Consider the following 15,385-nt stretch of genomic DNA (forward strand, 5'->3'; position numbering starts at 1 on the left):
TGGGATAATTTTTCATAGCTTAAACTCGCTTTTTACATAGAAGTATATCAAAAATCATAGATCTTGGACAGCTTCTTAGATGCCTTGAATTTGGCGATGTATAAATACGCCCAAAGAATTGTCAATAAGCAAACTGCCTTCAACAGGTGAGCTAAGAAAAGGCCATTGACTAAAAATTTCGAATACAGTATTCTTAAATAGTACAACACTAGGGGTGCCGCTGATGAACGGCTGAGATAAGTCTGAGAGATTTGGACCCTTGGAACCTGTGAGCTAGGACTTGCGTAGGAAAGGTGTAGAGTGCGAAAAGCAACGGGTTGGCGCGGTTGCCTAAGGAACTTCTGGTTAAAATCCTGGTTCTGGGTTTTAACCAGAAGTTCCTTAGGCAGTTAGCGTCAGTTGCTTTGAGCACGTTTCCACTAGGTGAAAGCAAAGCCACCAATCACCCAGTGGAAAGCAATATTTTTAAATTCTGAAAAATATTCACATCATACCGACCCAACGAGGAGCTCCAGGCAATTTCAATGTCTGCGCTCCTCTTTTTTGGACAATTGTGCTGTACTTACTTATCTTAGGACAGCTGCGCCGGGCAGAAACTTCCACATAAGCACCTTCTGCAAAAATTCCAAAAGCGGAAATTTCCGCTGAAGGAGACTTATGTTCCAGTTTCTAAGCGCCCAGCTCCGCTCACTTATCTTAGGACAGCTCTTCCAAGCAGAGATCTGCATGTAAGCACCTCGAACAAAAATTCCCACAACCGGAATTTCTGTTCGAGGAGACTTACACTCCGATCTCTAACCGCTTTGGTGCACTCACTTTACCTTAAAGGAGCGTGAAAACTGTTATTAACAATATACTCTAATATGTTTCTATATGTTTTCATGTATACGAGGCGAGTATACATGAAACCAAAAGAATTGGCTGAACGTTTAGGGGTATCGGTTAAGACCTTGCAAAAATGGGATAGTCAAGGAAAACTCCCCGCTAAACGCACTGTCACGAACCGTCGTTATTATACTGAGGCCGATTATTTAAAAGCAATTGGTCAACCCAAGGCTAACCGCAAAAATGTTATTTATGCTCGGGTATCAACCGCAGCGCAGCAGGATGATTTACGTGATCAAGTTGAGTTCCTTAGACAATATGTAAATGCAAAAGGGATCATCGTTGATCAAGTAATCACTGACGTCGGGAGTGGCTTAAATTATAAGCGCAAAAAGTGGAACCAATTGCTTGATGAAGTGATGCAATCCAAAGTCAACCAAATTTATATCGCCTATCCTGATCGTTTTATCCGATTTGGCTTTGACTGGTTCCAGCAATTTTGTGCAAAATTTGGCACCGAAATTGTGGTGGTCAATAATGAACAATTTTCCCCTGAAGCGGAAGTTGTTCAAGACTTAATTTCAATTATTCATATGTTTTCCAGTCGGGTAGACGGACTGCGAAAGTACAAAAAGAAAGTGAGTGACGATCATGACGTTAGCCACCTACAAAGTTGAAATTAAACCAACCAATGAACAAGCCTATCTAATTGATCGCCATATTGGCGGTAGCCGTTGGGCATATAACCTTTTTCTGGAAATAAATCAAAAACGATACCAAGACGGCTATTGGTATATGGGAGCTTACGAGTTCGCCAAATGGTTTAATAATGAATATTTACCTGCCAATCCGGACGATTTATGGATCAAAGACTATTACGCCAAATCAACTAAACAGGCGTTTATCGACGCTGATACGGCGATGAAGCGGTTTTTTAAGCACCAAAGTGGCTACCCCAAATGGCGTTCCTATAAGCGTCATCAAGGATCGTATTACTTTGTTAAAAATAGTTCCAAGCAAACGATCGTTTCTGAACGTCACCGCATTAAACTCCCAAAGCTCGGTTGGGTACGATTCAAAGAAGATGGTTATTTACCAACGGACTTTGAGCATTATGTGGTTAAATCCGGTCGGATTAAAGAACAAGCGGGACGTTATTATCTTACGTGTCTGGTTGAACAACCAGAACAACTTCATGAACTCTTGTTAGGTGATCCAATTGGGATTGATCTCGGGGTTAAAGAATTTGCCGTTATCGATGATGGCACTATTTATCGCAACCGGAACAAGGATCATCAAGTTAAACGAATTCGAAAACGATTAAGACGCACACAAAGAAAATTATCCCGTCAGTATATTGCATATAAAGCTCGTAAAACGAAAGAAGGAAAATCTGCTACTGACCTCAACCTGGCCAAAACAGAGCGGAAATTGCAACGTCTATACCAACACTTACACAACATTCAGACTGATTACCAAAATCAAATTGTCGCTAACTTGGTGAGAACCAAACCGAATTGGGTGTCAATTGAGGATTTGAATGTTAAAGGCATGATCAAAAATCGCCATTTAGCCAAAGCAGTTAACCAACAAGGGTTCTATAATTTCAGAACTAAGCTGATTAACAAGTGCCAACAATTGGGAATCGCGGTCCATCTCGTGAATCGCTTTGAGCCCACATCAAAGATATGTCACCAATGTGGATACAAAAAAGTTGATTTATCATTGAGTGAACGCATTTATAGATGCCCTAATTGTGGCAACGTGACCGATCGCGATATTAATGCTGCGTTGAATATTAGAGATACTGACAACTTTGTTTTAGCCTACTAACCAGGCGACAAAGAATGTACCGGTGGCTAGCCGGGAATTTACGCTTGTGGACTATCATATCAACCATAGTAGAGAGCTTGTGTCGAGGTGGGATAGGATGAAGCAAGAAAAATCTGGATATACATTCAGGTATATTTTCAGTAGCAGAAAATCATGAAAATAGATTTGCTGGATACATTGCGAGAAAAGAACCCGATTGCTTTTAATATTTCTAACTTTGTTACGGTTCAAGACGTTGCCAACGGGATTAATGCCTTGGGAGCCTCACCGATCATGTCAGAAGAACAAAATGAAGCAGAAGCCATGGTTAAGATGTGCAACTCAGTCACCATCAACCTGGGCGCCTTTACAGAACCTCAGTTGGAGCAAATTGCCACGGTCTGTGCATTTGCCAACAAAGAAAAGAAACCGATTGTGGTTGATCCGGTCGCAGTTGGTGCCGTTGAATACCGAACCGAGCGTTGCAATGAGTTATTGGATCAAATTGATGTGGCCGTTATTCGGGGAAACGCGGGTGAAATTGCAGCTCTGGCAGATGTTGAATGGAACTCAAAGGGAATTGATGCTGGTGAAGGATCCGGTGACCTTGAAGAAATTGCCAAAAAACTAGCCAACAAACGAAGCTGTGTCGTCGTGGAAAGTGGCAAGACTGATATTATCACGGATGGCGAGGCAGTGGTTCGAGTTTTCAATGAAACGGATCTCTTCAAACTGCATGTAGGTTCGGGTGATATGTTGTCCAGTACGATTGGCTGTTTCTGTGGTGTTGAAAGTGATGCGTTTGAAGCAGCCCAAACGGCAACGGCAGTGTTTGACGTGGCCGGTGAATTGGTTGCCAAGTCAATGAAACAACCACTAGCAGGTTCGTTTGGCCCCCAGTTGATCGATGAGCTGCATTTGATAGACGTAAAGACGGTGGAGAAGTGGGCGGAATATGAATAGAAAAGAGTGCGAAACCAAGCGGGAATAACCGGAGCATAAGTCTCCGCCAACGAAAATCCTGGTTTTGGATTTTTGTTGGTGGTGCTTATGTGCAGGTTATTGCTTGGTTGTGCACGTTTCCACTATGTAGCCAAGTAATGGTAATCCTGGGTTTTGGATTTTTGAGTAAGGTGCTTATGTGCAGATTCCTGCTTGATTTCGCACGTTTCCGCTATGTAGCCAAGCAGTGGAAATTCTGGTTTTGAATTTTGATCAGAAGTTCCTTAGGCAGTTAGCGTCAGTTGCTTTGAGCACGTTTCCACCATGTAGCCTAAAACAACATAAATCCTGGTTTTGGATTTATGGATGAGGAGGCTTAGGTGCAAGTTTCTGCTTGGTTTCGCACGTTTCCACTATAATAAATCATTTCAAATCAATAAGGACCAAAAAGAGGAGCACTTAACATGATTAATCAAACGATTCAAACGTTGACAATTGCTGGCACAGATAGTGGCGGTGGTGCTGGCGTGATGGCGGATATTAAAACGATGCAGGAGCGGCATGTGTTTGCTGCTGCGGTGGTGGTTGCCGTGACCGCCCAAAATACGATTGGCGTTCAAGATTTTATGGCAATGCCAAAGAAAATGATCGACGAACAATTTGCCTCTGTAGCGGGCGATTTGAAGATTCGCGCATGTAAGACGGGGATGCTTGCAGACGTTGCCACAGTAGAAGCTGTTGTCGAAAATCTGAAGAAGTATGACTTGGGTCCCTTAACGGTAGATCCTGTGATGATTGCGAAAGGCGGTGCCCGACTGCTGTCTGAAGATGCAATCGCAACGGTTCGAAATGACTTATTGCCATTAGCGGATTTGTTGACACCGAATCTGCCTGAAGCTGAAGAATTGACTGGAGCTAAAATCGAAACCAAAGATCAAATGATCACGGCTGCCAAGAAGCTTCAAGCCCTTGGCGTCAAAAACGTCATCATCAAGGGCGGCCACCAGACAAGCTCAAAAGAATCTTCAGATTTTGTGCTCCTTGAAAGTGGCAAGTCTTTTTGGGTCAGCTCCCCGAGAATCGATACGGTCCGTACCCATGGAACTGGTGATACTCTATCGTCTTGTATCACAGCTGAAATTGCGAAGGGTAAGGACATGGAGACAGCAATTCGAATTGGTAAGAAATATGTCCAGGCAACCATTGCCAATGGAATTGAAGTTGGCCATGGTCATGGCCCGCTAAATCACTGGGCGAAAATTTCTGACGAGGAGGGTAACGATTAAAATGGGAATGAAATTTGATCTGTCAATGTTGCGAAGCTATTTCATTGCCGGTACTCAGGATATCAAGGACGACCGGACCCTCGAAGAAGTTTTGAAGCAAGCACTGGAAGCCGGTATCACGGCATTTCAATATCGTGAAAAGGGGCCAACGTCACTGACTGGCGATGCGAAGCTGAAATTAGGCCAAAATCTGCGGGCATTATGTACTGACTATCAAGTGCCGTTTATTGTTGATGACGATGTGAAACTAGCGCTTAAAACCAACGCGGATGGCATTCACGTTGGTCAAAAAGATGAACGGGTGACCAAGGTGATCGATCAGGTGGGTGGTCGGCTATTCGTTGGCTTGTCGTGTGATACTGCTGCGCAAGTTCAGGTTGCCAATGAAACGGCCGGCATCAGCTACATCGGCAGTGGCCCAGTATTTCCGACTGGTTCTAAATCCGATGCAGATCCGGTTATTGGCGTTGATGGGTTGGTCAAACTCGTGATCGTCAACCAGTTGCCAGTTGTCGCGATCGGCGGAATTACCGAGGATAATCTCAAAGCGCTACCAGCTACTGGGGTTGCCGGAACATCAGTGATTTCAATGATTGCCCAGAGTGATGACATTTTTCGAACGGTTAAAGCGATGAACGCTGTCTTTGACAAATAAAGCGAAATTTCGGTTATTTGTGAAGAACATGATAGAATATCAAGTATCAGATTTGGCTAGTCTAATTGACTAGTCTTTTTTAAATGATTGGTGGTCTCTCGATGACAAATAATAAAGCAAAGCAAAACTTGTCGGCAAAATTAGCAAACATTCAAAACCAAATTGACCTCAGCAAAGCTCATAAGATTACGCCAACTCAATTAGATCATAATCCCCGCCGTTTCCGAGTTCAGCCGCAGAATAATGTGACCGACCCAAATTGGCTGACCAACAATTTGGAACAGACGCAGGCTCGCGTGAAACAGCTTGAGGATAAGTATCCACTTCATAAAGTGTATTTTAATCGAATTTCGCACATGGGCTGGACTTGGATCGATCAGATGCCACTAGACTCAAAGCAAATTGGCGAGCTGATGAAATTGAATGTGCATGATCTGAATAAAACGTTCGAGGACGCTTTGACGGCTCATTCATTTGAATTGTTAAACGCTAATTTTGATGACTTGGCAGATTCGCTGGATAAAGGGCACGCCAAGCAAGTCAGGATGATTAAAGACCTGATTAATTTGGATCCTAAATACCATCTGGTTTTGTTCAACACCTTGTTTGCGATTCTGGAAGAAACGACCATTAAAAAATATGGTCAGCCGCACACTGCAACGTGGAATTATAATCCAGCCTTGAACGTTGTGAAACGGATCACCCACCAGATGCACAGCGATCAACAGCGGCGATTTGGCAGATTACTGGAATTAAACGAGTTGAATGTCGTAATGGGATTATACAAGTACGCTGATTTTAATGATTATACGTTAAAAACGATGCCGTATTCTCGCCACACCGTTGAGCACGGCAGATTTGACCCAAGCAATTTAACCTTTACCCAGTTCATGCAGCTGGTGTTGATTTGCAGAAACATTGCCTGGTCGCTGAAAAATTGACGGAAAAATAATGCAAATATCTTGAAAAAAGAAAAAGCCACGAAAAAATGAGCCATATCCCAAACCGCAATACTAACCTTGGGATATGGCTCATTTTCCATTATTTGGGGTCACTCCATATTAAATCCTTCAACATGAGCTTGGGGGACCTTGGCAATAGTTCCCGTCATCGATTTCATGACGTCCGTATTGTTACGAGTGTAATAGTAAACCTTGTGAGGAGTAAAATCTGGCGACTTCACTTTATATTCTTCTAGGACTGGTTGCGTAAAACCTGCCACGTTTTTTTCGGTAATTCGAGCAATTGTGACATCTTGGGTATTCGGCGTTCCAAATGCTTTCCAGCCTTGGGTGTTTGTGGGGCCAAACACAAAATAGTTTCCTGAACGGGTGTAGTTGGTCGTGGGCGACGCGGTTCTGACACCATCTTTGTAAAAGGTAAATTCAGTTTCATTGCCGTACCAGTTACCGCGAAATGCTTTTGAAACGGCATTGGGGTTGGCCGCGGCGGCATTGTCGCGTTCGTTTGAATTGACACCGGAAACAACGACTATGGTGCAGAAGATTAACGTCAATAAAATAGTTATTGTTGATCTTTTCATGATGAATCACTTCTTTCACACCCTGAGTGTACCAATCTTATGTAAATAACGTGTAAATTTCTTGTATCAAGTCTGTACAGTTTTTTTGATAGGCGGAAAAATAACCCAACCGCGTTAATCATGTTACACTGGAATTACTTACTCGTTACATATATTAGGTTTAGATAAAATTCCACGGATTTGCTTGCGAAAGGGCAACAAACCGTTAATATGGAACTTGAGTAATAAATCATATATTGAATTAAGGTGGGATAGTTATGAAGGGACATTTTAAGCTAGCCGTTTCAGTGGCTTTCTTATTTGCTTCGGTCGGCATCTTTGGTGTTGGCTCAAGTGTCCAGGCGGATGTGATTGATAATCCGGGTACGGCCGGATCGATCAGCCAGGTTAATTCTGGTAATGTCTTAAAGGACTATGATGAGAATTCCCTCAACAAGGTTGATAATTCGACTCCTGAGGGGAATATGAGTAAAAAGTACACCAAATATAGCCTTGATCCAACGGGCTATAATTATGGTAATAGTTATTCAACCATTGCTGGGAGTTCACAGAGTACATCTTTTAAGACAAAATGGTTCTTACCAGATGGTTTCAACGTTTCTGATTATCAACATGGTAATTTTCAGAGTGTAACTTTGGATGATGAAGGTAACATTTACTTCATCGAATCAAATGGAACGAACACTAATAAAGGGGCCATCGTTAAATTTAACCTTGCTAAGCTTCAACAGTTGGGGGTTAATTCCGATATCCTGTTACTGTGGAAGGCCTTTGATTACTTTAACCCATTCTCTGATGAGGGACTGCAACACAACCAAGAATATGATCAGATCAACAGCCAATTACAAGGGGCATTTGATCAGGTTAAATCTTTGACGAAGACCTTGAACCAGAATCAGTCATGGCAGAATAACCAGGTGAACTACCAAAAGAACGCCCAAAAGTGGTATAAGAGCTGGAAAGCCAAGAAGGCTAAGAATACTAAGATTGCCAAATCATACAGGTATTCTTATGCAAGCCGAAATAAGGCCAAGAAGGTTGTTAAACAAGCAACTGCTAAGATGGCTAAGTGGATGAAGTCCTATCAGATGCACAAAGCTAAGGTTGCTAAGTATGACACGAAGATTTCTGGTATTCAAAATCAATTGAATACTTACCAGAGTCAAATTGACGCTGCGAAGGCCCAGAATCCAGAAATGTTTAAGTACGTTGAAATTGCGCAAACTGCTCAATTGAGTCCGGAAGTTGATATTGGTCATGGTCAAACATTGTCATTTAACCCAGATAACGGCCATATCTACTTAGCGGAAGATAATACGTTAACGGATTTAGCATCCCGTGACGATAACAACACCGTCCTCGAAATGGATCCAGATACGTTGAAGCCAATTCGTGAATACAACTTCAAGATGTATCATGGTGACAGTGCCAACTTGCAATTGCATACCTTAGCGTTTGACAATGATGGCAATGCCTATTGGGGCCGTAAATACAATGGCGGGTACATCTTCTTCTATGGTCGCCTCGATCAAAATGGTGTCAGCTTCCAGGCTTCATCATCATATGTCGGTAATCGTGGTGGCTCAACCAACCAAGGGGTTGCAGTTAACCCTGCGAATAATCGGTTGTACTTCGTTTCCGATGATATCTTAACGTCAGTGCCAACCAGCAAGATCCAAAGTGGTAACTTCTCGGCAAGTGACGTGCATTACCAAGCATTTAATTCGGGCCGTGAGTTCGAGAGCTTAGCGTTTGACCAAGATGGTTACGGCTACTTGTTAGCCTTATGGCCACCAGAGTTGATGCAATCGACGGATCCGCTAAATTAAAAGTAAGTGTGCGGAGAAAAGCGTTTAGGCGCGGTAATATAAGCATAACTCCCCTAAAATCCTGGTTCTGGATTTTAGGGGAGTTATGCTTATATTGTTAGCGCCTGCTTTTCGGAGCACCATTCGGCTATGTAATGCCGGAAATCCTGATTTTGGATTTTAGAGAGGTTGGGCTTATATTTTTAGCGTCAGCTTCTTGAAGCACGTTTAATCTATGTAATGGCGGGCCCATCCTGATTTTGGATTTTTGAGAGGCCCTTCTTATATTGTTAGACAAGCGTCTGCTTTTCGGAGCACCCTTCGGCATTGTAATGGCGCAGATCCTGATTTGAAATCTTAATGTTGGTACAGACTTTGATTGGCAAATATTCAACTCGCAGCGCAATTTCTTGCCATGATTGATAAAACAAGCTATCTTTGAATTAAACGTAAGGGTAACCGTAATGGGAGGTTGTTATCATGATGAGCCTGAGTTATACAGAGCAATTTGCGTTGTGCGTGTTGGGACAGAAGCCAAAACTGAATGCCTTTAAAAAACGAGAGGTCGCCTCTTGCCTGCTGCTATCAGAAATTGTTGAGTTACTTCGTGATGGGAGTCTCCAACTGACTGCAGATGATAAGATGGTCGTCGGCCCCGGCGCCAAGCCTTCCAAAGATTATTTGGTGCCAGTCGCCAGAGATATTCAAGGCCGTAAGTTGCAGACAATTAATAGTTATATCAAAAATGCTGTTTTGTCCGTCAGAAAAAAACGGGTGACGGAATTTGCGGCGGCACTTTGTAACTCGTTAATCAGTGACAATATGCTGGACGAAGATGAGAATAAATACTACGTCAATCAAACGGTGATCGACCGCAGTTTAACGGAACTCTATCATGATTTGACAACTAATAAGGAGCCCCACGAAGTAACGGTAATGTTGGCAATGCTGCTGATTAATTCAGGCTTGTTCAAGAGTTATTTCCCAAAGGATGAGGCGACGCAAATTCAACTGCGGTTGAAAGAAGTCGCAAAGTCAGATCAGTATCCGTTAATTTCGGATGTGATTAAAAGGGTACACACCGAATTGTCTCGGATTGTTGCCAGCGTGCGAAGAGAAGCAATTTGAGTTTCGATTGAAAAAACGGTTAATTCCAAAATATAAGCCAATCACCTGGACATTCGAGTTTTGAATGTTGGCATGATTGGCTTATATTTTAAGGATTGCTTTTTGACTTGAGTTTTAGCAATATCGTATTCGAAAGTTCAAAGTGGTTGAATATCAACCAGCTTCTTGCTTTCACGTTTTTATTCGACTGGGTACTTTGCCTTGAGGGCATTTAAGGCTGTCACGTAAACCATCGTCGGCTTTTTGCCAGCCAGAAAATCAGCAACGTCAACTTCACTGACAGCCATTCCCTTGAGCCAAGCAGCTTCTGACAAATGTGCTGACGCTTTGATGGCCCTCAGCTTTGCCAACAGTTCTGCTGGCGTTAAGCTCAACAGGTAAAGTCGTTGAATCTGCTTCAAGACGGATTCGTAAATACCAGGGGCAGCCTTCTTCTGATTGTATTCAGCAACTTCCGCCGGCGTGAATTCCACAATATTGAACAAGTAGTCATCGGGGAGCTTCAATTTATCTTGGTAATCTTTGATCTTCATAAACAATTCATCAACAGACATTCTAAAACCTCACATTAATTTAGTGTCATGCATCTATTTCATGATAAGGCAAAATGGGGAAGATTGCTACTGGAGATGAATTGGACATCATTTAAATGACTAAAACCACCATTCGGACTGGATAACTTCTTCCGAATGGTGGCTTTTTAATTAACTGGCATAGGCGCGTTTAATTGCTTCCACATCATTATTGGTAATTTGGCGGCCAACCGGGGTCGGATTCATGATGCTGTGATCGGAATCCGAATGTCCCAAGCCGATCGCGTGACCGAGCTCATGTTCGGCAACCCGAGTGCGGTCTGATTTAGAATATTTGTGATCGTTGCAAGTGTTGTCATACACAATCGCGGTAGCAACCTTTAGTAGTGGCAGGTTATTCAACCGCGTTTGATTATAAAAAGTCGTGGCACATAAGCCGGAATGTTCGGGCCGAACCGCAGTGCTGGCATCCAAATGAACGTCTGGCGTTTCGCCATTAGCCTTAACCAACTTAATGACGTTAAATTGATTCCAGTTATCAACGGCCGTCTGCCAAATGTCTCGATAGTAATCGCTATGAGTGTCGAGCTTGTATTTGATCGTTGAACTTTTCCAGCGATATCTGACCGGGGTCGCCACCTCATCCTGCTGTTTGACGGCATATTCCGGCTGAAAATTGCGCTGTTGAGAATTAGACTTGGAATTCTTTTTTTTCGTCACTTTTTTCTTTGCAGGCTTGCTCTTTTTTTTCGGCGCCTTTTTCTTGGTGGCCTTCTTTTTGGCCTTGGCATGGCTAACCGTTTGGCTTTCCGAGTTGATTGGTGCAGACAGCTCATCCACTTTGGTCATTCCTAAAATGATTACAACCAGTGATATAATGGCAATTCCTAATTTTAACAATCGTTTCATGACAATCTCTCCTTTGGGCTTGGGGCGCGGATTGCGATCAGGCAAAACGCGTCTACAAGTATTTAGTCCCCACTAAATTTCCCTCAGAAGTTGTCACTTAACTATATCCTTATGATAACTATTAATTATTAACACGTCATTTTTAACGCCTATCCACATCTTCGGTAGGCAAAACGGCTAATCTGCGTTAGAATAACACAAGCACTTTAGCTAGACAGACATTGGAGGTACTCATGAGCTACTTAGAATTACGCAACATCAAGAAATCATATTACTTGGGCAACCAGGAATTCCCAGTATTAACCGGGATTGACTTGTCATTTGATCAAGGGGAATTTGTCTCGATCCTCGGTGAATCTGGTGGTGGGAAGACCACTCTGATGAACATTATCGGTGGCCTGGATAGTAATTACTCCGGGGATGTCGTGTTGAACGGCAATTCCTTGCGCCATGATACTTCCAAACAATTGGACGCATACCGACGCCAGACGATTGGGTTTATTTTCCAAAATTTCAACTTAATTAGTCATTTGACGATTTTCGAAAATGTCATGGTTTCCTTGGAAATGACAACGTTAAGCCATAAGCAGCAGGAACAGCGGGCTCGAGAACTGTTGACCAAAGTTGGCTTAAAAGAACATATGAAGAAGTACCCTAACCAAATTTCTGGCGGTCAAAAACAACGGGTGGCAATTGCCCGCGCTTTGGCTTCTGATCCTGAAATTATCATCGCTGACGAACCAACAGGAGCCCTGGATAGTCAAAATACTCAGGAAATTTTGCAGCTGTTGGACGAAATTGCGACCGATGGTAAATTAGTGATCACCGTGACTCATTCACAGACGGTGGCCGATTTCGGGACCCGAATTGTTCGTTTGGCCGATGGAAAAATCGGCGAGGATAAAACCATTAAAGAACCATACAAAGCCAGCGCTGCCAACGAATTATCAACGCGAACGTTGAAATTTGGCGCCACTTTGAAGATGGCGCTGGAAAACATGAAGTATAACTTGAAACGAAACCTGCTCATTGTTTTCGGCGCGGCGATCGGAATTTTTAGTGTCATTGTGATGCTGGGGCTTGGAAACGGTGTGCAGGGTTACATCAACCACGAAATTTATTCGCAGGTGAACCCGAATGCCGTTCAGGTTACGAAAAATGTGTCAACGGATTCCAGCCCGGATATGAGTAAGATTAATGTGAACGCGAAGGATAAATCGCGGATTAAGAACATTAAGAACGTGCAAAGCATTGATAACGGCTTCTTCGTTCAGGGTGGCAGCCAATTGCGCCAGGGAAGAAAGACCGCGTCAGTGTCGTTTATGCAGACGTATAATAAGACAATTCTGAATAAGAGTATTTCCAAAGGCAAGGCGCCTAAAGACGGGCAGATTATGCTGACAAAGGAAATTGCTGAGAAGTTTAACAAGAAGAACCCTAATTCGATGGTGGGTAAGAAGATTACCTTTTATCAGAATACGTTGAATAAGCAAAAACGGCCGGTTGTATTGACACGGACATTGACGGTGAGTGGCGTTTCCAAAGCCAACACGGGTTCCACATCAGTGACCTATAACACGATGAAGTCGATTTACCATTCCAAAGGCTTGAGCATTAAGCCAAACTTCGTGACGGTTGAAATTGCTGGCAACGTTAAGAACGTGAAGCCGGTGACTAACAAAATCAAGGCATTCAAGAATGAAAAGGGTAAGGCAGCTTACCAGATCACTGGAGTTGGTGGCTTTGTAGATACGTTGAATACCTATATCACGCTAGCAGTTAACGTGTTGGCAACGATTGCCGGGATTTCACTGTTAGTATCGGCCATTATGATCATCGTCGTACTCTATATCAGTGTTTCCGAACGAACCAAGGAAATTGGTATCTTGCGGGCATTGGGCGCCTCAAAGGGCAGTATCAGGAACCTGTTCTTCTCGGAAGCCTTCTTCATTGGCTTGTTCTCCTCAGTCTTAGCGATTGTTTTAGCGGAAATTCTCCAGTGGGGTGCCAATAGCATTGCCCAGTCGGGAATCAACTATTCAATCATGCAAATATCAACGGGAAACTTAATTTTCGGCTTCTTGGTATCAGTCATCATCTCGCTGTTGGCGGCATTGGCTCCAGCGGGAAAGGCTGCAAGGCTGGATCCGATTGAGAGTTTGAGCTATGAATAATAAGTGAGCGGAGCAAAGCGGTTAGAAAGTGGAGTCTAAGTTACTCCGACCGAAAGCCAGGGGTCTCGGCTTTTGGTCGGAGTGACTTAGGCGCAACTTTCTGCTTTGCGGAGCTGTCCTAATAATAAGTGAGCGACAAGCAACGGTTTGACGCGGTAATATAAGAACACCTTCTCTAAAATCCTGGATTTGGATTTTAGAGAAGGTGTTCTTATATTTTTAGTCTCAGTTGCGCCGGAGCGGTCCTAGTCTATGTGAAAAGAGCTCCTTCTCTAAAATCGTGGTTTTGGAGGAGGACTCTCAAATATTGAATGTTAGTTGCGTCAGAGCAGCCCCAACGTATAGTAGAATATTACCAAAATGTGATGGGTTATTGCTTTCAAGTCAGGTATTCGAACTTAGTTTGACAGATGCAATTAATGATTGAATAATAAGCTTATGGAAACACTATGAGGTCATTACTTTAGATTTTTACAGAAAATAAAGTTTTTATATAATTTGTTGAGGGGAACTATGGTTTGGAGGGGATAGATTTGGGTAGTAGAAAACAACATTTGAAGGTCGATGGGAACTATAAGTGCATAATTGAAACTTCCTTGCTTATTATCTTTGGTATATTGATAATTATTGGAGTGAATATAAATAGTGCTGTTAACGCTAGTGACCTACTAAGCGAATCTTCGAAGATTACTGACATGATAAACGACAGTAGTTCTGTAACAAAGGAGTCATCAATTAATTTAACTTCTCAATTAGAAGCAAAAAGTGCTGATGGCACAATTTCTGGTACGTGGGGTGGGTGTAATTGGTCGTTTAAGCCGACAGGTGATAACCTCTATACATTAACCTTCAGTCCCGAGGGGAAGACAGGGATGCTCGGGACTCCTGAGCAAGCACCTTGGAATTTACAGCCATCAACTGTTGGCAATTTCTATTCAGGCGTCTCAAAAATAATTATCAAACCTGGAGTAATTGCAAACCCAGATTCTACTGGATTGTTTAAAATCGGGTATATTTTGAAGAGTATTGATGGGTTAGAGAATCTTGATACTACTCAGGTTACTAATATGAAGTCGATGTTTGCTGGAGACAGAAATTTGCAAACATTTGATCTTTCAAATTTTGATACATCGAATGTCACGGATATGAGTTATATGTTTAGATACAGTGATGACCTACCGGGCAGGATGGATTTTTCTAAATTTGATACTAGCAGAGTGACCGATATGTCCGATATGTTCTCAATTTGCAACTCAATAACTTCTTTGGATGTTTCCAATTTTAACACTGAACATGTCAAAACTATGCATGACATGTTTGGCGATATGCCAGATATTAAGCAAATAAAAGGGTTAGATAAATTCAATACGAGCCAAGTAACTGATATGAGTCAGATGTTTAGTGGGGATCAAGATTTAACTGAGCTTGATGTCCATAAATTTGATACTAGCTTGGTAACTAACATGACGGCTATGTTTTCGGGGCTGTCATCATTAAAGTCTAATTTATTTTTCGGGCTATCATCTTTTGATACGGGGAACGTTACAGATATGTGGGCCATGTTTCAAAATGATACGTCTCTAACAGATTTAAGCTTAAGTACGTTTAAGACAAATAAAGTTACAAGTATGAGATGGATGTTTCAAAATTGTCCGGCTTTAACCTCATTGGATATAAGTAGTTTTACTACCCGAAGTGTCAAATCAAGTGCAACAGTTAATGACCTATTCCAATGATTGGTCTAGTTAGTCAGCTAGACCTGGTAATAGT

Annotated in this window: 13 protein-coding genes and 1 riboswitch; of the genes, 10 read left to right on the top strand and 3 right to left on the bottom strand. The window is 42.5% G+C overall.

All coding sequences use genetic code 11. The annotated features are described in order from the left end of the window. Nucleotides 1-200 precede the first annotated feature (200 nt). A riboswitch (TPP riboswitch) is annotated at nt 201-309 on the top strand. 593 nt (nt 310-902) lie between these two features. The 6 genes from KTE19_RS10105 (at nt 903) to KTE19_RS10130 (ending at nt 6,461) form a co-directional block, all read left to right on the top strand. After that, nucleotides 903-1,502, top strand: coding sequence for an IS607 family transposase (locus KTE19_RS10105; protein WP_430681881.1), 600 nt, complete (start codon nt 903-905; stop codon nt 1,500-1,502). Then, complete coding sequence (locus tag KTE19_RS10110) at nt 1,477-2,658, top strand: RNA-guided endonuclease InsQ/TnpB family protein (protein ID WP_217342214.1); 1,182 nt, start codon at nt 1,477-1,479, stop codon at nt 2,656-2,658. The genes KTE19_RS10105 and KTE19_RS10110 overlap by 26 nt, the downstream gene beginning before the upstream one ends. Nucleotides 2,659-2,811: 153 nt before the next feature. After that, complete coding sequence (thiM, locus tag KTE19_RS10115) at nt 2,812-3,600, top strand: hydroxyethylthiazole kinase (RefSeq protein ID WP_217165448.1); 789 nt, start codon at nt 2,812-2,814, stop codon at nt 3,598-3,600. 443 nt (nt 3,601-4,043) lie between these two features. Then, a complete protein-coding gene (thiD, locus tag KTE19_RS10120; RefSeq protein WP_217165446.1) occupies nt 4,044-4,865 on the top strand; it encodes a bifunctional hydroxymethylpyrimidine kinase/phosphomethylpyrimidine kinase in 822 nt (273 codons plus the stop codon). A 1-nt stretch (nt 4,866) separates the two neighbouring features. Then, nucleotides 4,867-5,520, top strand: coding sequence for a thiamine phosphate synthase (gene thiE, locus KTE19_RS10125; RefSeq protein ID WP_217342215.1), 654 nt, complete (start codon nt 4,867-4,869; stop codon nt 5,518-5,520). A gap of 101 nt (nt 5,521-5,621) precedes the next feature. Continuing rightward, the gene (locus KTE19_RS10130) at nt 5,622-6,461 is read left to right on the top strand and encodes a hypothetical protein (protein ID WP_217165160.1); all 840 of its coding nucleotides are present in this window, start codon (nt 5,622-5,624) and stop codon (nt 6,459-6,461) included. Nucleotides 6,462-6,571: 110 nt separating this feature from the next. On the opposite strand, the gene KTE19_RS10135 is transcribed toward KTE19_RS10130, so the two are convergent. Continuing rightward, nucleotides 6,572-7,063 (bottom strand): hypothetical protein, encoded by a 492-nt coding sequence (locus KTE19_RS10135; RefSeq protein ID WP_217165162.1) that lies wholly within the window; start codon nt 7,061-7,063, stop codon nt 6,572-6,574. Between the two features lie 257 nt (nt 7,064-7,320). Here KTE19_RS10135 and KTE19_RS10140 point away from each other — a divergent pair, with 257 nt between their 5' ends. Beyond that, the gene (locus KTE19_RS10140; protein WP_217342216.1) at nt 7,321-8,892 is read left to right on the top strand and encodes an NHL repeat-containing protein; all 1,572 of its coding nucleotides are present in this window, start codon (nt 7,321-7,323) and stop codon (nt 8,890-8,892) included. A gap of 459 nt (nt 8,893-9,351) precedes the next feature. Next, nucleotides 9,352-9,999: a GPP34 family phosphoprotein gene (locus KTE19_RS10145; RefSeq protein WP_217165166.1), complete on the top strand. Its 648-nt coding sequence runs from the start codon at nt 9,352-9,354 to the stop codon at nt 9,997-9,999. 179 nt (nt 10,000-10,178) lie between these two features. On the opposite strand, the gene KTE19_RS10150 is transcribed toward KTE19_RS10145, so the two are convergent. Together KTE19_RS10150 and KTE19_RS10155 are read right to left on the bottom strand one after the other, a co-directional pair. After that, a complete protein-coding gene (locus KTE19_RS10150; RefSeq protein ID WP_217165168.1) occupies nt 10,179-10,553 on the bottom strand; it encodes a hypothetical protein in 375 nt (124 codons plus the stop codon). Between the two features lie 150 nt (nt 10,554-10,703). After that, nucleotides 10,704-11,441 (bottom strand): matrixin family metalloprotease, encoded by a 738-nt coding sequence (locus tag KTE19_RS10155; RefSeq protein ID WP_217342217.1) that lies wholly within the window; start codon nt 11,439-11,441, stop codon nt 10,704-10,706. Nucleotides 11,442-11,674: 233 nt separating this feature from the next. Between KTE19_RS10155 and KTE19_RS10160 the strand changes: the two genes are divergently transcribed. Both KTE19_RS10160 and KTE19_RS10165 read left to right on the top strand, forming a co-directional pair. Next, on the top strand, nt 11,675-13,615 hold the full coding sequence (locus KTE19_RS10160) for an ABC transporter ATP-binding protein/permease (RefSeq protein WP_217342218.1): 1,941 nt from the start codon (nt 11,675-11,677) through the stop codon (nt 13,613-13,615). Nucleotides 13,616-14,148: 533 nt separating this feature from the next. Continuing rightward, on the top strand, nt 14,149-15,351 hold the full coding sequence (locus KTE19_RS10165; RefSeq protein ID WP_217342219.1) for a BspA family leucine-rich repeat surface protein: 1,203 nt from the start codon (nt 14,149-14,151) through the stop codon (nt 15,349-15,351). The last annotated feature ends 34 nt before the right edge of the window (nt 15,352-15,385 follow it).

Origin of the sequence: Lentilactobacillus dabitei, from assembly GCF_019061365.1 — a bacterium.
GTDB lineage: Bacteria > Bacillota > Bacilli > Lactobacillales > Lactobacillaceae > Lentilactobacillus > Lentilactobacillus dabitei.